The sequence below is a fragment of the Leifsonia sp. 22587 genome, assembly GCF_052044215.1.
Classification (GTDB): Bacteria; Actinomycetota; Actinomycetes; order Actinomycetales; family Microbacteriaceae; genus Leifsonia; species Leifsonia shinshuensis_C.
Genome location: NZ_JBQENB010000003.1, coordinates 541,478 through 559,156, shown reverse-complemented (window position 1 = coordinate 559,156; position 17,679 = coordinate 541,478). Strand labels below are relative to the sequence as shown.

The following is a 17,679-nucleotide window of genomic DNA, read 5'->3' as shown; positions in this document are numbered from 1 at the left end:
TGAGGGCGTGACCACCATCACGTTGAACCGGCCGGACAAGCTCAACGCGATGAGTGTGGCAATGGACGAGCAGCTCAATCAGATCGTCCACGAGCTGAACAACGATCCGGATGTCCGTGTCGTCGTCCTCACCGGCGCCGGTGGGCGCGCCTTCAGCGCCGGAAGCGACATCACCGACCTCGACGGGTACGGGAGCAACTGGGAGTACCGCAACCGCTTCGACGCACGCCGCGACTATGCCCGCGCGATCTGGCTGATCCGCAAGCCCGTTATCGCCGCGATCGACGGCTACTGCATCGGTGGCGGGCTGGAAATGGCTCTCGCCTCCGACATCCGTCTGGCTACCTCCCGATCCAGCTTCGCCGCAGGCGAGATCAAGTGGGGCTGGCACGGCGGCTCCGGCGCGACCCAACTACTCACCCACGCCATCGGCCCGGGCAACGCCGCGAAACTTCTGCTCACAGGAGATCGCATCGACGCCGCCACCGCCGACCGATATGGACTTCTGCAGGAGCTCGTGGAAGGGAATGTTCTTCCCCGAGCGCGCGAAATCGCCAAGCACATCGCCGAGTTGTCCCCGATCGCCGCTGAGCGCACCAAATATATGGTTCGGGTGGCGCAGAACGTGCCGCTCGAAGCAGGATTACTCATCGAGAACGATTCATTCGCCTATTTGATGACCACCGAGGACTCTACCGAAGGACAGCGCGCCTTCGCCGAGAAGCGCACACCGGAGTTCCGCGGTCGATGACAGGACCAGACCTCCTCCGCGAAGTTGCGGACACCCTGCTCACCCTTGACTACCAAACCTGGGACTTCGGCGACTCGGTCGCATTCGAAGGATTGGTCGCTGCAAGCGACGCCCTCAGCGACGATCGCTATCTCGCGTTCGCCCACGGGTGGGCGCGCGCCTGGGCCACGCGTGCCACACCCTACCGCCGCCTGGATTGCACCGCCCCCGGGTCCGCCATGGTCGAAATCCACCGGCGAACCGGCGACGCCCGGCTCATCGAGGCGCTTGTCGGTCTTGCTGACTACCTACTCGGCCGTCCAGTCTTGGAAAGCGGCCTGTTTGCCACCTGGGAGCATTCACCCCTGCGCCACCCGTATGGACCCGACGACCTCGATGCCCATGGCGCGTACTTGATCGCCGACCCACCCCCAGGCGCGTTCATTGACTGTCTCCACTTCGATCCACCGTTCCTGACCGCACTCGGCGCGACGACGGGCGAGACGCGCTTCAGCATCGCCGGCGCGGAACAAGCGCGGCGTTACGTCGGTCGGCTGCAGCAGCCCGACGGCCTGTTCGACCATTTCGAACTACGCGGCGAATCCCGCACGTACGGTTACGGCTGGGGCCGCGGGCAAGGATGGGCACTCCTCGGCCTCCTCGACACTCTCAGCGAGATCTCCGAAATGGCCATGTTCTACCATCATCGCAACGAACTTGAGACAGCGGTACGGAATCTGGTCGACGGCATGGTCTCCCTCCAGCTGGATGGCGGGCACTGGGCCACCAATGTCCGCGACCCACATACGGGCATCGAGAACTCCACAGCCGCATTCATGGCCGTTGGCTTCCGGAGAGCAGTGCGCTCGGGAATCATCGACAACCGGGAGTGGAAAAGAGTCCTCGAAGCGGCCGATCGAGCCGAGACCGCGGTGGTCGACTCGCTAAGCCCGAATAGGACCCTCGGCGTGTCTGCCGCCGTAATGGCGTGCACCACCAATACGCATTACGACAATGTCCCTACCGGGTTCGTTGTGCCTTGGGGGCAGGGGCCGGTGGCGTTGATGTTGGCGGAAACGGAGAACAGGTGACCACCACGATCGTCATCACCGGGGCAGCGCATGGAATCGGCGCGGCAACCGCCCGTTACTTCGCCCAGCAGCCCGATAGCCACCTGCATCTCGTCGATGTCGACGGCGACCCACTGATTGCGGTCGCGGAGGAGGTTGAGAATGCAGGGGCTACCGTCACGGCCCACCGATTCGGCGTGGAGGACGAGAGCTCATGGACGACGCTCGCCGCACGTATTCCGGAGCTCGATGTCCTGGTGAACAACGCGTATCGCGCCCGGGTAGCCCCCGTGGCTGACCAGACTCCGCAGGAGTGGCGCGAACAGCTGGATGTGAACCTCGTCGGCCAGTTCCTGGCCATCCAAGCACTTCAGGCCTCGCTGCGCCGCCGGCACGGCTCGGTCGTCAACGTGGCCTCCGTACATGGGCACATCGGCATTCCCGGCTACTCGGCGTACGCGGCAAGCAAAGGTGGGGTCCTTGCTCTCACTCGTCAACTGGCTGTCGAACTCGCCCCTGAAATCCGCGTCAACGCGGTTGTACCAGGCCCCATTCTCACCGCAGCGTGGGACCACTCCACAGCGGAGGACCGGGAGCGTTCGGCACACGCCACCGCGTTACTCCGGCTGGGACGGCCGGACGAGGTCGCCGCGGCCATAGGCTTTCTGGCGAGCCCAGACGCCTCCTTCATCACTGCTGCCGAATTGGTCGTTGACGGCGGATGGCTGGCCAAGAAGGACAGCGTTTAGGCCACCGAACCAGTCCACATCGGGCCGGCTGTCGCATCCACCGCCACCTGCCACAACCGTCCTGCAACAGGATCCGTCTCGAACGTCATACCAAAATCCGTCACGATCAGCGTGTCGCCGAGAAAACAGCAATTCGTCGGATTCGCTTGCCTATCCAGGAGGATCAACCCGAGATACTCGCCCTCAGGGCTCACCACGCTGATTCCATGCGATCCGCAGCTGGCGACGAAAATCCGTCCGTCGGCGGCCACTGCGAACCCGTCCGGAACATGCCCGTCCGGGAGGATGCACAGTGTGACAGGTCGACCGTCGCGAATTGCGCGGACAGCACGAGTGTATGACTCCACCCAAATTAACTCGCCCTGCGGGCTGAAACCGATGCCATTGCAATACACACCCCCGACCTCCGCGACGCGCTCGTTGACTGCACCGAGGGCATACAGGTAACCGCGGTCCAGCCGGCGCTCGGGGTCGAAAGGCTGCGCCGGATCGGTGAAGTAGAGGCGGCCGTCAGGACCGAACGCGAGATCATTCGGCGCCCACAGGGGGTTACCCGAAACGCTCGCGGCCACCGTCTCCACGCCATCAGCTTTGATGACCTGCATACTAGGAGTACGAGGGTCCGACGACCGCCATGCCCCCACTACGCCGCCATTCTGGCACACGTACACCTCGTCGCGGGCACCTGGCGTGCAGGAGTTCGGGGCACCGCCAACATACGCGAATTCCTCGACTCCAGCAGGAGTGAGAGCACTCACCCGACCCGCGGTCTGTTCCGTAAACAGAATCAATCCGTCGCGAGTGAGCGCGGGACCTTCGGGCACACGTAATCCGCTCGCCAAGATCTCCATCCCCACCTCCTTTTTCTTCCGATAATATTACAAATCTGCGCCGCAGGCGGCACCACTTATGCCTGGCATGTAGGCGGCAGGTTTCCCCGTCGAGCGGCGAAGGAGGTCCACCAGGGAGGGTGCCGTGTAGGTGCGACCCCTGTCTCGCGACTCGGGGGCTCGCAAGCCATCGACCTAATCCGACCGGGCGCGGCTCTGGACATCGGGTCAATCCAACCGCTTCTGCAATGTCGCAACGCTGATACCGAAATCCGCGGCACGCTGCTTGACCGTGAAATGGCGCCTAAAGCGCCCGGCTATCGCGACCACACCGTTATGGGACGATCCGAGATGAGAAGAGCCGCGCACCTTGTAGGGGTGTCGACGACAGACGGGTTGTACATGTGGAATGAAAGAGGAAGACGAGAAGTGAAGAGAGAGACCGAAAGAGACCGAAAGAGACAAGCGAGCAGAGAGGGAGGAAAAGAAAGGAAGGGTAAGACAAGCTAAGAGAAAGAGCGAGTGCACGCAGGCACTTTCTGTGGAATGCGAGTATGCTGGGCGGCATGCGCGGGGGTGTGGCGCGGTGGAAACGAGGGGGTGCCTCGCAGGGGGTGAGGCAAGCGATCGCGTACGCGTTCGGCGGTGTCTGCGACTCCCATCTGACTGCGAAGACCACGCAAGGTGTGCTCGCGGCCGCGGATTACGCGGGCGCGGTGATTACCCGCTACATCGTGGAAAACGGGTCCATCCGCGACGATCTGCTCACACGAAAGCAGGTGCGCACCTGGGTCGATGGCGGCGACCCACTCACCGGTGAGCATCGCGGGTTCGAGATGTCCTCCCCCAATGCGGATCTCGTCTTGGACGCGACGATCAACGCGCCGAAGTCGTTCAGCATCGCGGCGATGCTGGACCCGGAGTTGAACGCGGCTTACGAGGACCTCCAGGACCGACTGAGGGATCGCATCATCCACCTCTGGCAGGAGGAACTCAACGCCCGGCGCGGGAAGGGCGGCTGCATCAGGGAAGACCTCGCTCGAGTCGAGGTGGTCGAGCTCAAGCATGAACGCTCACGGTCGCTGGACCCGCACAAGCACCGGCACCTGTGGTTGAACGTCAAAGTCCAAGGCATCGACGGGCGATGGTCCAACGTGGACACCCGGGTTGCGTTGCGGTTCCAGAACGTCATCAACGCCGAAGGCGACCTCGCCGCCCGCACCGACCCCGCCTGGATCACCGCCCTCGCCGCCAAAGGGTTCACCCTCAGCGCGGACGGGGAGATCGTCCAGTTGCAGCATCTCGTGCGGCCGTTGTCGAAGCGGTCCGCGCAGATCGAAGCCAACAAGATCGCCCGCACAGCGTGGTGGAAGGAGCAGCATCCCGGACAAGAACCCTCCCACGACGTGTTGAACCAGATCGACCGATGGGCCTGGGCCGCCGCTCGACCGAACAAGCCCGGCGACCTGAACGAAGACGACTGGGCCGCGCTTGTCCGCGAAGAGCTTGCCACCGCCGACCCCGCTCTCCGCCTGGAGCGCTCGGCCATCAGCACCTCGTCAACTTCGATTGAAGATCTCGACATCGAGCTGCTCGCTGCCAGAGCCATCGTCGATGCTGACGTTCGCTCGACCGGCACCGGAGGCCGGTTCAGCTTGATGGACGTTCGCGCCGGCGCGCTCCGCGCCCTCGCCGCGAGCGGCGTTATCGCCGAGCGCACACAACTCGCGACCGTCGCCGAGCAGGTCATCGCCGCCGCACGAGCCCACACCGTCACACTGCTCGACGAACCCAATGTTCCTGCACACATCAAGTGCAGGATGGCCACCTCTACCGCAGCGCTGAAGGCCACGATTGCCAACCGAATCGAGGCGCTGTCCGCGCCCGGCGCCGCGGCCACCGTCGAGGAGATCACCGCGATGGCTCACGCGCTCGACCCCGCGCGAGCCCTAGATAACGATCAGACCGATGGCGCATCCGCTATTGCCGGGACCGCATCCGTTGTGGCCATCACAGGAGCGGCTGGCACCGGAAAGACCACGATGCTCAAGGTCGCCGGCGCCACCCTGCGACGCCACGGGCGGAACATGATCATCGTCGCCCCCACCAAGAAGGCCTCGACCGTCGCCGGACGCGAAACAAGCAGCGCCGCCTCCAGCCTCCACCAGCTCCTTCACGACCACGGCTGGCGATGGAGCACCGGCATCGCCGGTAACACGGAATGGAAATTGCTGCACCCAGGTGACACCGATCCCACCACCGGCCAGCACTACCAGGGCCCACGAACCCGGATCCGCCCTGGCGATCGGATCGTTGTTGACGAGGGCGGCATGCTCGACCTCGAAGCCGCCAACGCGCTCATCGACGTCATCCACCGCACTGGCGCGACTGTCGCCGTCGTCGGCGATGACTACCAGGCCCTTCCCGTCGGGCACTCCGGGGCTATGGCCCTTTTCCGCCGGTCCGCGTTCGAGAAGATCGAGCTCACCGAGATCCACCGGTTCCGTGACCCCGAATGGGCCGACCTGTCCGCACGAATTCGATTCGCTAACGGTGCCATTGAGACTCAAGACCTCGCTGGAGAACTGGTCCGGGCTGGACACGTTCGCGCAGCCAATAGCGAAGTCGAGGCGCAACGGATAATGGTTGATGAATGGTTTGACGCGTCTCATCGAGGCGAGTCGATTGCGCTTGTGACCGCTACGCATTCGGAAGCGCAGGCGATTTGCGAGGCAATACAGGCTCGGAGAATCGCATCTGGTGAATTGGGCGTGGATCGCTCCGCGACCGGCCAATCCGGTCAGCGAGTTTTCGTCGGCGACGTGGTTCAGACACGACGAAACGACCATGCGTCGGGAGTCGAGAACCGACAGGGGTGGGTCGTCCGCGATATCTCCGAGACACACCTGACCCTGGTCTCGACCTCGGACTCATCGAATCTGCGGAGGGTCACGACAGAGTACGCGCACTCACATATGCACCTCGGCTATGCGTCGACCGTCTACGGTGTCCAGGGAGAAACTACGGACCGATCCGTTGTCGGCCCGGGTGTCGATGCGGCAGGTCTCTATGTCGGCCTCACCCGCGGTAGGACGAAAAACGAGGCCGTCGTTGTAGCCGGCACGCCGCAGGGTGCCTCGTCGGAACTCGCCGCCACAATGCAGCGGCGGCCGGCCGAGGAGACGCTCCAAAAGTCTCGTGCAGCCGCGCGTCAGGAAATGATCCGCGCAGCGCAAGTGGATCCGATGCAGACGATCGGGGTTGATCAGGAAATTGCGTCGCCGCTTTCACGTTGACCTTCAGCCCGAAGTCGGCCGTCAGCAAGGCCTGACCTCACCACTTCGCGCCCGAGTTTGCTACGACCAGCGAGAGAACCGTCGCGCGCGTGATAGTTGAGCAAAGCGACACCGAGCGCATCGGCCCGTTGCTGAGCGACGGGCCGAACTCCGCCTTGCAGGAATATCAATGGACTGCGTCCGTCGGATGCAGCAAGCGTCGCCGCGGTTTCGATCGGACCGACGTCGAGGTTGCCTCGATCGTTAATTACCCACACCACGTAGCGCGCGCTGAAGAGATCGCAGAGACTTCTCGCCTGCCCGGTCGATGCGACTGTGTCAATCGCGCCGAGGTACACCATCCACTCGCGACAGAGTTCAATCGCTTCTTCCGCCGAAACTCCGAAAGGCCGCGGCGACGGTTCATCGGCTTCCACGACTCCCAGTCTCCACCTGGCTGCTGATACGGGCGAGCGCGCCTTATAGAGGGCCCGCCTATCCTTGCCCTGCTCTCCGAAGAAGCAAGAAGACCAATTCGAATAGGTAGACCTCAATGTGACGGAGGACATTGGCCACAACGACTATCCCAGAGGTCATCGACGTGCGTACCTCGAGGTCGCTCGATTCCAGAATCTCGTGCTCGAGTATCTCCTTGAGCACAGATCTCCTCCCGTGCATTGCTCCACTGGTTAGTCTCCAGAAAGCCAGGATGGTGCACGGCTGATCAGTACAGAAGTCCTGTGCAGCGCCTAGTCTCGACGAGATCGAAGGAGGGTTGAGACTTCGACCGGCGATACCAGGACGCGCATCACGCTGCTGCTCGAGAATCAATAAAACGGGATCGTCAGACGGGAACTTTGAAGGCTGTCTCGCAAGCTCCTTGGATGCATGCGTCGAGTCTCGTCGTCCTTCGAGCGCTATCTGGAGCGACCGAAGAATGCGAGTGTCGCGCGAGGGAGGTCCTAGAAGCCAGAATCCAGTCCCGATCATCTCTAGGGCGTTTCTAAGCAGACCGAAATGTGCGAATGCAGGCAGGAGAGACGCGTCGTTGACAAGTGCGGATAGCGCGCCGACGTTATCGAATGCGCCCTGGAGGTTGGTCTCGACCTGGGAGGACAGCGTTTCGTACGGTGTTGCGAAGTCATCACCCGCTAGCGCGGACGACGCGCTTACTCTGAACCTCCTCATAGTCGAGCGGAGTTCGTCGACCTTTCTCAAGCTCTCGAGGAGCATCGAGAATGCGCGGAGTTCTTCAGACTCGAAGTCAGCCTCGTCGGCCGCTGCGGCTGCAGTCATGCCGGGAGCCTAGCTGGCTTAACGTCACGGATGCTTCTCGGCGCCCCCAAAGCGGTCGCAGGAGTTACGCTCGGGGTCGTGGCGTTTGCAGGAGGGGCTGCCGACAAAGTTGGCAACGAGTACGAATTGTGGTGGACGCTGCGCCGCATGGTTCAGCTTCTGCGGGGCGAGATTCAATCGATGGCGGTCGAACCACTCGGCGCAGATGGTGCCGAACTCTGGGTGGAGGTTCACGGTAGCCGCACCTTCGATCAGGTGAAGTTTCGCTCTTCAGGGCAGTGGACACCTAAGCGGTTAAACGCTGAGGGAGTATTGGCGAAGCTGCGAAGACATTATGCCGGAGGATCCGATGTGCTGCTGCTCTTCAACCAGCCATCGACCGAACTCGAACGGAACATCGACTTGGCTAGGGCAACGTCTTCCGGAGCCGAGCTCTGGGAGCTAGGGGACAACGAAGCGCTGGAGCTTTTCGCAGACGCGTGGGGAGCGGACAAAGATGAAACTCGCTCGTACTTAACTCAAACTCACGTTCGCCATGACGGCCCTGCCGGTCTTCGTGAGTATGTCGAACTCGCCGCAGACATTCTGATCAGTCGCGGCCACACGCTTGCTATTGCTGCATTGCGCAACTTCCTCGAATCACGTCGAAGTACGACGTTCACCGCCCCAATGGTGTGGGCTGCTCTGAAATCAGAGGGTCTAGAGCCGCGTCCCGGACTAGAGACAGGGCCGACGATAGCTCGTCTGCGTAGCTCTCTCGAGCGCCACGTGCGTTCGGTGCAGCGCTCTACGCCCAGCGGCGGGGTGATTCGCCGCCAGGTAGTCGAAGACACTGTCAGGGCCGTAACTGACGGCGCATCGTCGTTCGTCATAGTCGCCGGCAAAGCGGGATCAGGGAAGTCAGTCGTAATTGCGGAAGTTGCGGAAAGACTTGCAGCTTCTGGCCGGCACGTAGCGGTACTCCGACTCGACCGTATCAATCCGATGGCATCCAACGCTGAACAGTTGGGGGAATCACTCGAGCTTGGAGTGTCGCCGGTTGTAGCTCTCTCGGAGGTCTCGGCTAAGGGCTTTGACGGTGTTCTCATAATCGACCAACTCGACGCTGTGAGTAGCTACAGCGGCCGTATGCCGGACGTTTACGACGCCGTTGACGACGCGCTCAACCAGTCGCGATTGTTCGGGAACGTGCGTGTAGTTCTCTCGGCGCGATCAGTCGATCTAGCTGAGGATCCTCGATTGCGAAAACTTGCCGGGGACAAGTCGACGACGTTGACCGTGGGCGAACTTGAAGTTGAGGAAGTGCGCTCGTTTCTTACCCGCATCGGCACAAACGCCTACAGCGTCGATCCAACCACGCTGGAGCTCCTTCGCCTTCCGATACACCTCTACGTTTTCGGGGAGCTCGAGGCTCAGGAGCGTGATGCTTCGTTTCGGACTCTCGCAACCCTTTTCGATGCGTTCACACGGACATTTCGGAAGCGGCTCGATCTCGCCGGGTACATCGACGACTGGACTGGTGTCTCCTCAGCGCTAATCAAGCGCATGAACTCCGAACAAGCGCTTGCAGTTCCTATCTCCACTCTCGAACAGTTCCCGCCCGGTTACGTTGACGCATTAGTTTCGGCGAACGTTCTCGTTCAGGACGAGGGCCGAGTATCTCTCTTTCACGAGACGTTCTTCGACTATCTCTTTGCGAAATCGTTCCGTGAACGCGGCAATGAACTAGTTGGTTGGTTCGCGAACACCGGGCAGAGTTTATTTCGCAGGTCCCAGCTGCGTCAGCTTCTGGCATTTATCGCAGCTGATGAGCGGGACAGGTTCATCGAACAAGTATTGGCAATCGCTGACAGTGATCTGCGACCCCATCTCGTTTCGATCGCGTACTCCGGTCTAGCCGACGTCACGCCGACACCTTCGGATTGGGACGCGATTAGTCGGCTCGTCCGGATCGACAATCCGTTCGCTGGCCGAGTGGTGTCACTGTTGGGTAGCCCGAGCTGGTTCGCGGCAGCAGACTCCGTCGGCGGTGTCGAGTTGCTCCTCGCCGATCCCGCGTGGAACGAAGACGTTTCCCGCCTCATCGCACGGTTGGCGGGCGATATCCCAGAGCGAGTTCTTGAGCTTCTTTCTCCTCACCTCTCGGATGGAGAGTTCTGGGTAAGAGCGCTGCGGACGGCCGCCGACATCGCAGATTCCGCTACGTGGGGGGACTTCGTCCTGGAGCACGCAATAGCAGGAGATCTCGACCTGCCAAATCAGCCGTTCGATGTCCTCGAAACGTCCCTCTTCCACGCACTTGTGGAAACCGATCCGAATCGGGCGCTTCGGATACTGGCAGCAACGCTCGGCCACGAAGTCGAGTCGGGCATCAAGGCGGGAGCGGCGCTGCAAGACGTGTTAAGCCGACGCGGGCACCGATCAGCCGACGCAAGGGAGATCGGTGGACTCGCGATGCGGGTCGGGCCGGAGTTCGTGGACACGTTGCTACCGATAGTTGAAGGAATCGCGACCTACCAGCCGCCCGGCGGAGGTTCTCAAGTCTGGCTGTATCGGACGAAATCAGTCCATCGAGACTTCGCCGACGATCTCTATTTTGCGTTCGACGACGCGCTGCGCGAGCTCAGCCGGGCGGATTTCGCACGCGCCGCCCCAATCTTGGAGCGGCTGACCAAGCATGCGAACGGTGCTCTCGACTTCTTAGTTTGCAGGGCGATGACCGAAGCTCCGCCTGACCGCGCGGTCGATTGGATCCTAGAGTCGCAAGGCCACCGCGAGGTTGGTTGGATCTCGGACTTTCGATGGGAATCGCGGCGATTGGTCGAAACGGCGAGCCGCGAGTGTTCAAGCGACCGATTTGAAGCACTCGAGGAGGCCTTCCTCTTCTTGAATGAGCCGACTGAGGATCCGAATTATTGGCTCCTTCGGAATGGACTTAGTGAGCTTGAGATGCTCAGCGCTTTGCCCCGGAATCGGCTCAGCTGCGTCGCAACGCGGCGGCTCGATGAACTCCAGCGGAAGTTCCCGTTATGGGTCGCCGAAGAGCCGACAGGGATCTCGGGCGGATTCGTCCGCCCACCCATTGATCGCCAAGCGGCCGAGCGCATGACAGATGCGAATTGGTTGCGGGCAATCGAGAAGTACAATTCGCCGGAATCACCATCATTCAGGGATGGTGATGCGTTCGGCGGGCTGCATGAGCTCGCGTCGTTGCTGGGCGCCCTTGCAAAGGCCGACCCAGACCGCTTCATCGAGCTGGCGATGAACATCCCGCCGTCCGCCCCGCCCGCTTACTCCGAACATATCCTTCGTAATGTCGCGGGTGAGGTGGATCAGTCCACCCTCCTGCCTCTGGTTGAGAAGTTTCGGCTGGATCACCCTCTGGATTCGGGCCGGGCAGTCGCGTCCGCGATTGATGCTTACGCAAATGAGCTCGGCGACGGACTCTTTGAGCAATTGCTTAAGCTGGCCAACGACCTCGATCCAGTCGAAGAGCTTGCTAGGAAGCCTGCCAACGGCAGCTTCTATTTCAACGGCGACTTCGTCTCCGCGGGTATCAATAGCACTCGCGGGCTAGCTGCAAGCACGCTTTCGCGTGTCCTATTCGCCAATCATGATCGCGCGCGAGCGTCCATACCGGCGCTCGAGAGTCTCGCAAACGATCCGATTGTCGCGGTCCGATCCTTGGCGGTGGAAGCAGTCCTCGCGTTTGCCTCATTCGCTCGTAGCGACGGTTTAGATCTTCTCGAAGGCCTGCTCAGCAATGACCTCCTCTTGACGACAGAGCCAGCCCTGCGGTCACTCCGCTGGGCAATGCTCTGGGATGCGCCGCGATTCGCTCCGCTTCTTTCCCGTGCGCTGAATTCTGATAACGCTAAGGGAGCTGGAACGGTCTGGGCCAATTGCGCTGTCAACGATGCGCTGGGCTCGGTTACCTCTGATGTGACCGCGCTGCCCCAGGGCGGGCGCCTCGGCGTTGCAGAAGCGCTATCTCCAGTTCCAGCGCTCGGTCGACAATTGCTAACCATCTTGTTCGACGATCCCAGCCCCGACGTTCGCCAACAGGCCGCTCGCGCTGTCCATTTTCTTGCGGACATGGATGTGGCGTCAATGAGTGCCTTGGTCTCCGATTTGATGCATAGCAAAGCGTTCGAAGAATCAACGTATGAGCTGCTTCACGCACTCGAGCAGTTGCCAGGAGCTCTTCCGGATGCGACGTGGGAACTCTGCAGGGTGGTCGTTCGCGATGTTTCAAATCAAACGGCGGGGACGCGAGCCCGCGGCCGCTTAGCTGTGGAAGGAAATCTAGTGGGCTTGCTCGTTCGCCTGTATCGGGCTGCAGACGGACCAGGCCGGGAAGCTGCCCTTGACCTCATCGACGAGACCGTACGGTTGCAGCTCTGGCGAGTTGATGAGGTCCTGGACGAGGCGCGCTAACTCGGCACACATGCGCCCCAATTCCCAAAGCGGTGAGTAAACGGTGAGTTTGGCCAAAAACCATTGAGCGGGTAGTCTGGGCCGCAGCCCTACTTCCCAGTGTTTTACTGGGATTCCGGGCCGCGCGAGTGTAGTTCAATGGTAGAACTTCAGCCTCGCCACTCGATCAATTGAAGCGCCGCCCGGCGCGGATCATGCGCGCGAGGAGGCAATAAAGACTTCGGGTAACTGCGGGTCTCGTGTCCACGCGATGCGCCTACGCTAAGTAGCGATGAACACGGACCTTGTCGACCGAGCTCGAACACTCGCGAGCGAGCGTTTGGCGGTTGCTATGCCCCAGCGCTGGGCACACGTCGTTGGCGTCGCGAGAACTGCGTCCAATATCGCCCCAAGGCTCCTCGCAAAAGACGCCGATGCGATCGTCGCCGCCGCTTGGCTGCATGACGTCGGCTACGCACCGAGTATCGCTATGACAGGTTTTCATCCCGTGGATGGTGCGAGATTCGCCAAGTCTGCGGGTATGCCCGCTCTGGTTGTCTCACTCATTGCCCACCACTCGGGAGCCAGTGCCGAAGCAATCGAGCGCGGGCTTGATGCCGAGCTCGCGGAGTTCGATCGTCCACCCCGTGACGTCCTAGACGTGGTGACGTACGCGGACATGACCACGGCGCCTGATGGGACGCCAATCGAGGCCAACAGGCGAGTGTCGGAGATCCTTTCTCGCTATTCGCGCGATGATCCGGTGCATGCGGCGGTCTCGCGATCGTCTGACGAGTTACTTGCCGCGGTTGCCCGAATCAAGGACCAGCTTCGGTTGGCTCCCGCTGGGGCTATTCAGCCGAGGTAGGGCCCATCACGTCGCTCGAGGTAGTGGTCGATCCGTAGCCTCATCGAAGGGTGCATCGGCAGAGCAGCGATCTCCATGGGTTCGACCCACGCGATTTCCGTCGACTCGGAGTCGAACGCAAGCTCGCCGCCGATCAGCTTGGTCGTGTAGCAGATTGAGAATTGCTGCCGGACTTCTCCATCGTCGTACTTCATTACGTGATGGGGGTTCGTGTAGATGCCGACGAGGCCGGTGAGCTCCACGTCGAGGCCGGTCTCTTCCTTGACTTCGCGCACAGCGCAGTCCTCAATGCTTTCGCCGAGTTCCATGCCGCCGCCGGGCAATGCCCAGAGCCCGTTGTCTTTTCGATGCACGAGCGCGATGCGCCCCCACTCGTCAATTACTACAGCCGTGGTCGATGGGACGACACTGTTCGCCTTCGGCGCGTCAGGGTCGTTGTAGTAGTCGAGTCGCGCCACTGCCTCAGCTTTCGATCGGGAACTCGGCTGGCGTTGCACTGCTCCACACAGCATCAAACGCGACCGCGTACGTGTCCCACAACTCGGGCTCGGCCTCTCTGGGGAGCTCGATCACGGGGTTTTCGCCGGCTGGGGAGCCGAAGATGTGGTGATTGGCGTAGAGCATGTCGTCGATGAAGAACATCGACGTGTAGAGCGGCGTGCCGTGCGTGCGAATCTCAACCCCATCGACGTCGTTCAGCGGTTCGAGGTGCACCAGCGTCATTTTGCAGCGCGCGGCGAGTGCGTCGCCGATTCTCTCTTCGGAGCCGCGTTGCAGGACTCCGACTGAATCAGGCGCACCGATCGCAAATCGGATCTTCGTGCCGCGGGAGGCCGCGTCTTTGATTATGCGGGTGAATCCGTGAAGCGCGTCCCAGAGGAATGTGCCGCCGTAGACGCAGATATCGATGCGCTCGGTGGCGGCTTCGAACATCTCGCGCCATAGGTCGATCGGCACGTGGGCCCGCGACGGGAACAATCGGACTTCGATGGTCGCGTCGTGAATGGCGTGTCGAATGCCGAACCGTGGCCATAGATCCTCAGCGGTGACGCCGAGGGCCGCAGCAATCTCTTCGGCGATCCGAGTCTTGGGCGTGGTCTCGCCCCGGATCGCGCGTTGAACGGTGCGCTCGTCGCATCCCGCGCGAGAAGCGAGGTCACGGATGCTTGTCCGCTGCTTATCCATCTGCTCGGCCAAGAGGCGCCCAGTTCCGACGCCAGCCGCTCTTTGATTCACAGTCATGAGGCTCCCCAAACCAGATCTTGCCTGCAACCTCTGACACATTCTGACACTCGTCTGGCCTTCCACTGTCAGATTCGGCCGTGTGCACTGACTGTTGTGCGCACCAACCGGCACTGTCATCTGCAACTAGACGGAGGAACTAGGACATGCGTCTGAGCAACATCGACGAAGCGCTATTCCGCGCGTTCAGCTCCGGAAACCGGGAGTGACGATGCGCAGTACAAAAGAGATCAGCATTGACTTGTTCGACGGGATGCACCACTTGAGCGTGACAGTTACTGGGAGGCCAATCCCGGCGCACGAGCTGTGCGACATCCTTGCGAATCTCGAGGCTGCCGGCGGCTACAACTTCGGCGAGGTGCTGAGCCGATTGGCAAGAGGCTTCGAGCGATCGCTTCGTGAAGACGAGACCTCCCTTACATCGGTTCGCGAACGACTCATTGCTTGCCTCGTGCGAAGGGCCGCAGAGCAAGCGCAACAGATCGCGCAGTTCCTCGAAGCCGCGCGCTTCGAGTTGGAAGCGCTGCCGTCCCCAGATGTCGAAGACTCGAGTCGCAGTCAGTGATTGATCGCCAACGACACGAGCGCAGACCAAAGTAAGAGCAGATGGAGGCGACATGAACAGTAGAAAGGGCCAGGACCGGAGCAACGCGAATACCGTTGCGCCATTACTTCTGACCGAGGCAGAGACGGCAGCGATACTCCGAATCGACCGGACCACACTCGCGCGCCTGGTCGATCAAGGGACCTGTCCGCTGAGCCCCGTGAACCTCACGCCACGGATACGTCGGTACCGGCTAGCTGACGTCGAGGAGCTAACGGGTTCCCATGTGGTGATGCCGTAATGGCAATCGACAAGCGCCCTTCAGGCAAATATCGTGTGCGCGTCTTTCTGGACCACGTAGTGGTGGGAACGCGATCATTCGAGCGAAAGGCGGACGCCCAGGCGTGGGAGAAGGAGCAGTACCGCGTTCTCTCGCTGGGAGGAATTCCCTCTCCTTCCTTGTCACTGCTGCCTGTCGCGGGGTTGATATCTCGGTTTCTCAACGCCCGGCAGACGCGCGTGTCTCCGCACACGTGGCGTACCGACTCGGACAACCTCCGCCACGTGCCTTCGACGTGGCTGCGTCGACCGGTATCCACGATCACCGCATCCGACGTACACGACCTGCTAGCGGGTCTGCTGGCCGACGGATTCGCGCGTTCAACTGTTACTCGGATGAGAGTCACCCTCTCCGCTCTATTCGAGTACGCCGTCTCAGAACATTTCGCACCGGCGAACCCAGTCCGGGGTGCTCGTATGCCTGTGGTCGTCGGCCTTCCTTCGCGACCCAAAGCGGATACATGGACGCCCGAAGAGATGTCGAGAACCATCGCGGCGCAGCGTCTAGTTGCCCCTGCAATGGCCGAGGTGACTGAATTTCTCGGGCTCACCGGCCTGCGGTGGTCGGAACTGAGGGCGCTACGCGTTGAAGATGTGGCGCAGATTCCGATGCCAGCGTTACATGTATGGCGCGCACAATCAGACGGCTACGCAGAAAAGACGCTGAAGAGCAACTCTGGCGAGGTACGGTCCCGAACGATTCCTCTGCGTCCGCGGGCCTTAGAGATCGTGGCCCCTCGAGTTGAGGGCGTTCCTCCCGGAGCACACCTGTTTCGTTCGAAAACGGGAAAGCAGTTGCGAGGAAACTTGTTCCGCCGTCAAGTGCAGTGGAATGCGACTACGTGCCGCGGACTCACGATCCACGCGCTGCGACACTTCGCAATTTCGTACTGGCTGCTTCGCGGCGTAGACGTCAAGACTGCCGCCGAGTGGTCTGGGCACAAGAACCCGACAGTGCTGCTGTCCACCTACGCTCATGTCCTCGGCATTGATGCCAACCGGGCAGCTCTCGCCCTTCTGGACACACCTGCTGTCCCAGCGCTGTCCTGGGGCGCAGTTCTTGAAAGTTTGAACGGCCTCGACTAGTGCGCCCACACAGCTTCATAAACTGTCGCTTATCAGCACTTTTGTTGCGGAGACGGAGGGATTTGAACCCTCGGTCCCCTTACGGGGACTCCACCTTAGCAGGGTGGTGCACTAGGCCTGACTATGCGACGTCTCCAGCGCGACCGCGAGCGGACGCACGACGACCATCATAACGGACGCGGCGGTGCCGGTCCGACACGGGTCTCTCAGGTGCCGAGCGGGACGTTGTTGGCGGCGGTTCCGAGGATCTGGGCGAAGAGCAGCACGGACCAGGTCAGCGCGACCGCGAAGCTGACCACGTACACCGCGATCGACACCCACAGGGGCGCCATTCCGCGGCCGCCGGCGACGCCGCGGACGATGACGCTGCGGCCGATCGGGTAGACGATGCCGAGGAACGACCAGGCCCAATGGAACGGGCGCTCGACGCCGCGACCGACCAGCTCGCGATAGTCGAGCCAGGCGAACACGATCGTCGTTGCGGTCACGAGCCAGCCGATGCCGACGACCACGAAGTACATCGGGCCGCCGAGCAGCGCCATCGGGTCGGACAGCTGGATGCGCGAGCCGGTCTCATCCAGCCGGAACGCCGGCTGCGGGCGCAGCAGGAAGAGGAGCAGCGTGTTGACGAGCGGCAGGACGGCGACCAGCCAGATCCACACCGTGTACACCGGGGTCTCGGCGGGGAGCGGCCGGCGCCGCGCGGGCGCGTACGGCGTCGGCCCGTAGCCGGACGGCGCCGCGTAGCCGGACGGCGCCGCGGAGACGTGCTCGGTCCAGCGCACGCCGTCCCACCAGCGCAGGGCTCCCGGCCGCTGCGGGTCGGGGTACCAGCCGGGCGCGGGGGACGGCGCGTTCGTCACGGGGTCAGGACTCCCGGCCGACGGCGGGCTCCCCGACGAACTGGTGCGACTCGGAGGCGAGCTCGGGCCAGTCCTCGGCGTCCGCGATGCGCACCCAGGCGCCCTTGGCCTCGCTGCGGCCCGCGGGGACCGGCGTCGCGACCTCGCGCTCGACCAGGTCGGCCGCGCGGTCCTCGGGCAGGTCGAGCGCCAGCTCGGTTCCGTCGAGGTAGGCGAACAGGCGGCCGTGCACGTGCAGGCCGGTCGCGGTGACCGAGACGTCCAGGTCCGGGTCCTCCAGCAGCTGGGCGGCCAGTAGTTCGAACGAGGCTACGGGGGTGTCGGTCATGCGGAGTCCTCTCAGCAGGCGGATGGAGGCGCCAGGTGGGCGC

At 62.1% G+C, this 17,679-nt stretch carries 16 protein-coding genes and 1 tRNA gene; 9 read left to right on the top strand and 8 right to left on the bottom strand.

What is annotated here, in order from left to right:
• Nucleotides 1-7 precede the first annotated feature (7 nt).
• The 3 genes from ACTJI1_RS14920 to ACTJI1_RS14910 are packed head-to-tail and all read left to right on the top strand — an operon-like array spanning nucleotide 8 to nucleotide 2,549.
• A complete protein-coding gene (locus ACTJI1_RS14920; RefSeq protein WP_440743244.1) occupies nucleotides 8-751 on the top strand; it encodes an enoyl-CoA hydratase/isomerase family protein in 744 nt (247 codons plus the stop codon).
• Nucleotides 748-1,821 carry a glycoside hydrolase family 88 protein gene (locus tag ACTJI1_RS14915; protein WP_440743243.1) on the top strand — a complete coding sequence of 358 codons (1,074 nt, stop codon included), beginning with the start codon at nucleotides 748-750 and terminating at the stop codon, nucleotides 1,819-1,821. The genes ACTJI1_RS14920 and ACTJI1_RS14915 overlap by 4 nt, the downstream gene beginning before the upstream one ends.
• Complete coding sequence (locus ACTJI1_RS14910) at nucleotides 1,818-2,549, top strand: SDR family NAD(P)-dependent oxidoreductase (RefSeq protein ID WP_440743242.1); 732 nt, start codon at nucleotides 1,818-1,820, stop codon at nucleotides 2,547-2,549. Before ACTJI1_RS14915 ends, ACTJI1_RS14910 begins: the two co-directional genes overlap by 4 nt.
• Here ACTJI1_RS14910 and ACTJI1_RS14905 read toward each other — a convergent pair.
• Entirely contained in the window at nucleotides 2,546-3,400 is an 855-nt protein-coding gene (locus tag ACTJI1_RS14905; protein WP_440743241.1) for an SMP-30/gluconolactonase/LRE family protein, read from the bottom strand. The genes ACTJI1_RS14910 and ACTJI1_RS14905 overlap by 4 nt on opposite strands.
• Before the next feature lie 593 nt (nucleotides 3,401-3,993).
• Here ACTJI1_RS14905 and ACTJI1_RS14900 point away from each other — a divergent pair.
• The gene (locus ACTJI1_RS14900) at nucleotides 3,994-6,675 is read left to right on the top strand and encodes an AAA family ATPase (RefSeq protein ID WP_440743240.1); all 2,682 of its coding nucleotides are present in this window, start codon (nucleotides 3,994-3,996) and stop codon (nucleotides 6,673-6,675) included.
• Here ACTJI1_RS14900 and ACTJI1_RS14895 read toward each other — a convergent pair.
• Complete coding sequence (locus ACTJI1_RS14895) at nucleotides 6,645-7,091, bottom strand: hypothetical protein (RefSeq protein ID WP_440743239.1); 447 nt, start codon at nucleotides 7,089-7,091, stop codon at nucleotides 6,645-6,647. The genes ACTJI1_RS14900 and ACTJI1_RS14895 overlap by 31 nt on opposite strands.
• A gap of 58 nt (nucleotides 7,092-7,149) precedes the next feature.
• A complete protein-coding gene (locus tag ACTJI1_RS14890; RefSeq protein WP_440743238.1) occupies nucleotides 7,150-7,950 on the bottom strand; it encodes a hypothetical protein in 801 nt (266 codons plus the stop codon).
• A 78-nt stretch (nucleotides 7,951-8,028) separates the two neighbouring features.
• On the opposite strand from ACTJI1_RS14890, the gene ACTJI1_RS14885 reads away from it, so the two are divergent.
• Both ACTJI1_RS14885 and ACTJI1_RS14880 read left to right on the top strand, forming a co-directional pair.
• Complete coding sequence (locus tag ACTJI1_RS14885) at nucleotides 8,029-12,387, top strand: nSTAND1 domain-containing NTPase (protein WP_440743237.1); 4,359 nt, start codon at nucleotides 8,029-8,031, stop codon at nucleotides 12,385-12,387.
• Between the two features lie 271 nt (nucleotides 12,388-12,658).
• Nucleotides 12,659-13,234, top strand: a complete 576-nt coding sequence (locus tag ACTJI1_RS14880; protein WP_440743236.1) for an HD domain-containing protein — start codon at nucleotides 12,659-12,661, stop codon at nucleotides 13,232-13,234.
• On the opposite strand, the gene ACTJI1_RS14875 is transcribed toward ACTJI1_RS14880, so the two are convergent.
• Nucleotides 13,222-13,692 carry an NUDIX hydrolase gene (locus ACTJI1_RS14875; protein ID WP_440743235.1) on the bottom strand — a complete coding sequence of 157 codons (471 nt, stop codon included), beginning with the start codon at nucleotides 13,690-13,692 and terminating at the stop codon, nucleotides 13,222-13,224. The two genes, ACTJI1_RS14880 and ACTJI1_RS14875, sit on opposite strands and share 13 nt — an antisense overlap.
• A gap of 4 nt (nucleotides 13,693-13,696) precedes the next feature.
• Nucleotides 13,697-14,431 carry a helix-turn-helix domain-containing protein gene (locus ACTJI1_RS14870; protein WP_295118291.1) on the bottom strand — a complete coding sequence of 245 codons (735 nt, stop codon included), beginning with the start codon at nucleotides 14,429-14,431 and terminating at the stop codon, nucleotides 13,697-13,699.
• 250 nt (nucleotides 14,432-14,681) lie between these two features.
• On the opposite strand from ACTJI1_RS14870, the gene ACTJI1_RS14865 reads away from it, so the two are divergent.
• Genes ACTJI1_RS14865 through ACTJI1_RS14855 form a run of 3 tightly spaced genes read left to right on the top strand, consistent with a single transcriptional unit; the run spans nucleotide 14,682 to nucleotide 16,445 of the window.
• Nucleotides 14,682-15,041: a hypothetical protein gene (locus ACTJI1_RS14865; protein ID WP_440743234.1), complete on the top strand. Its 360-nt coding sequence runs from the start codon at nucleotides 14,682-14,684 to the stop codon at nucleotides 15,039-15,041.
• A 52-nt stretch (nucleotides 15,042-15,093) separates the two neighbouring features.
• Nucleotides 15,094-15,321: a helix-turn-helix transcriptional regulator gene (locus tag ACTJI1_RS14860; RefSeq protein ID WP_363316228.1), complete on the top strand. Its 228-nt coding sequence runs from the start codon at nucleotides 15,094-15,096 to the stop codon at nucleotides 15,319-15,321.
• The gene (locus ACTJI1_RS14855; RefSeq protein ID WP_440743233.1) at nucleotides 15,321-16,445 is read left to right on the top strand and encodes a tyrosine-type recombinase/integrase; all 1,125 of its coding nucleotides are present in this window, start codon (nucleotides 15,321-15,323) and stop codon (nucleotides 16,443-16,445) included. The genes ACTJI1_RS14860 and ACTJI1_RS14855 overlap by 1 nt, the downstream gene beginning before the upstream one ends.
• A gap of 47 nt (nucleotides 16,446-16,492) precedes the next feature.
• On the opposite strand, the gene ACTJI1_RS14850 is transcribed toward ACTJI1_RS14855, so the two are convergent.
• From ACTJI1_RS14850 to ACTJI1_RS14840, 3 genes are all read right to left on the bottom strand, one after another.
• Nucleotides 16,493-16,581 (bottom strand) — tRNA-Ser (locus ACTJI1_RS14850).
• 70 nt (nucleotides 16,582-16,651) lie between these two features.
• Complete coding sequence (locus tag ACTJI1_RS14845) at nucleotides 16,652-17,308, bottom strand: DUF2510 domain-containing protein (protein ID WP_440743232.1); 657 nt, start codon at nucleotides 17,306-17,308, stop codon at nucleotides 16,652-16,654.
• A gap of 4 nt (nucleotides 17,309-17,312) precedes the next feature.
• A complete protein-coding gene (locus tag ACTJI1_RS14840; protein ID WP_310132085.1) occupies nucleotides 17,313-17,636 on the bottom strand; it encodes a hypothetical protein in 324 nt (107 codons plus the stop codon).
• Nucleotides 17,637-17,679: the final 43 nt, after the last annotated feature.

Bases quoted from the DNA above. Each gene is read 5' to 3' on its own strand.
- ACTJI1_RS14915 (WP_440743243.1), top strand. From the start codon at position 748: ATGACAGGACCAGACCTCCTCCGCGAAGTTGCGGACACCCTGCTCACC.
- ACTJI1_RS14905 (WP_440743241.1), bottom strand. From the start codon at position 3,400: ATGGAGATCTTGGCGAGCGGATTACGTGTGCCCGAAGGTCCCGCGCTC.
- ACTJI1_RS14890 (WP_440743238.1), bottom strand. From the start codon at position 7,950: ATGACTGCAGCCGCAGCGGCCGACGAGGCTGACTTCGAGTCTGAAGAA.
- ACTJI1_RS14880 (WP_440743236.1), top strand. From the start codon at position 12,659: ATGAACACGGACCTTGTCGACCGAGCTCGAACACTCGCGAGCGAGCGT.
- ACTJI1_RS14860 (WP_363316228.1), top strand. From the start codon at position 15,094: ATGAACAGTAGAAAGGGCCAGGACCGGAGCAACGCGAATACCGTTGCG.
- ACTJI1_RS14855 (WP_440743233.1), top strand. From the start codon at position 15,321: ATGGCAATCGACAAGCGCCCTTCAGGCAAATATCGTGTGCGCGTCTTT.
- ACTJI1_RS14840 (WP_310132085.1), bottom strand. From the start codon at position 17,636: ATGACCGACACCCCCGTAGCCTCGTTCGAACTACTGGCCGCCCAGCTG.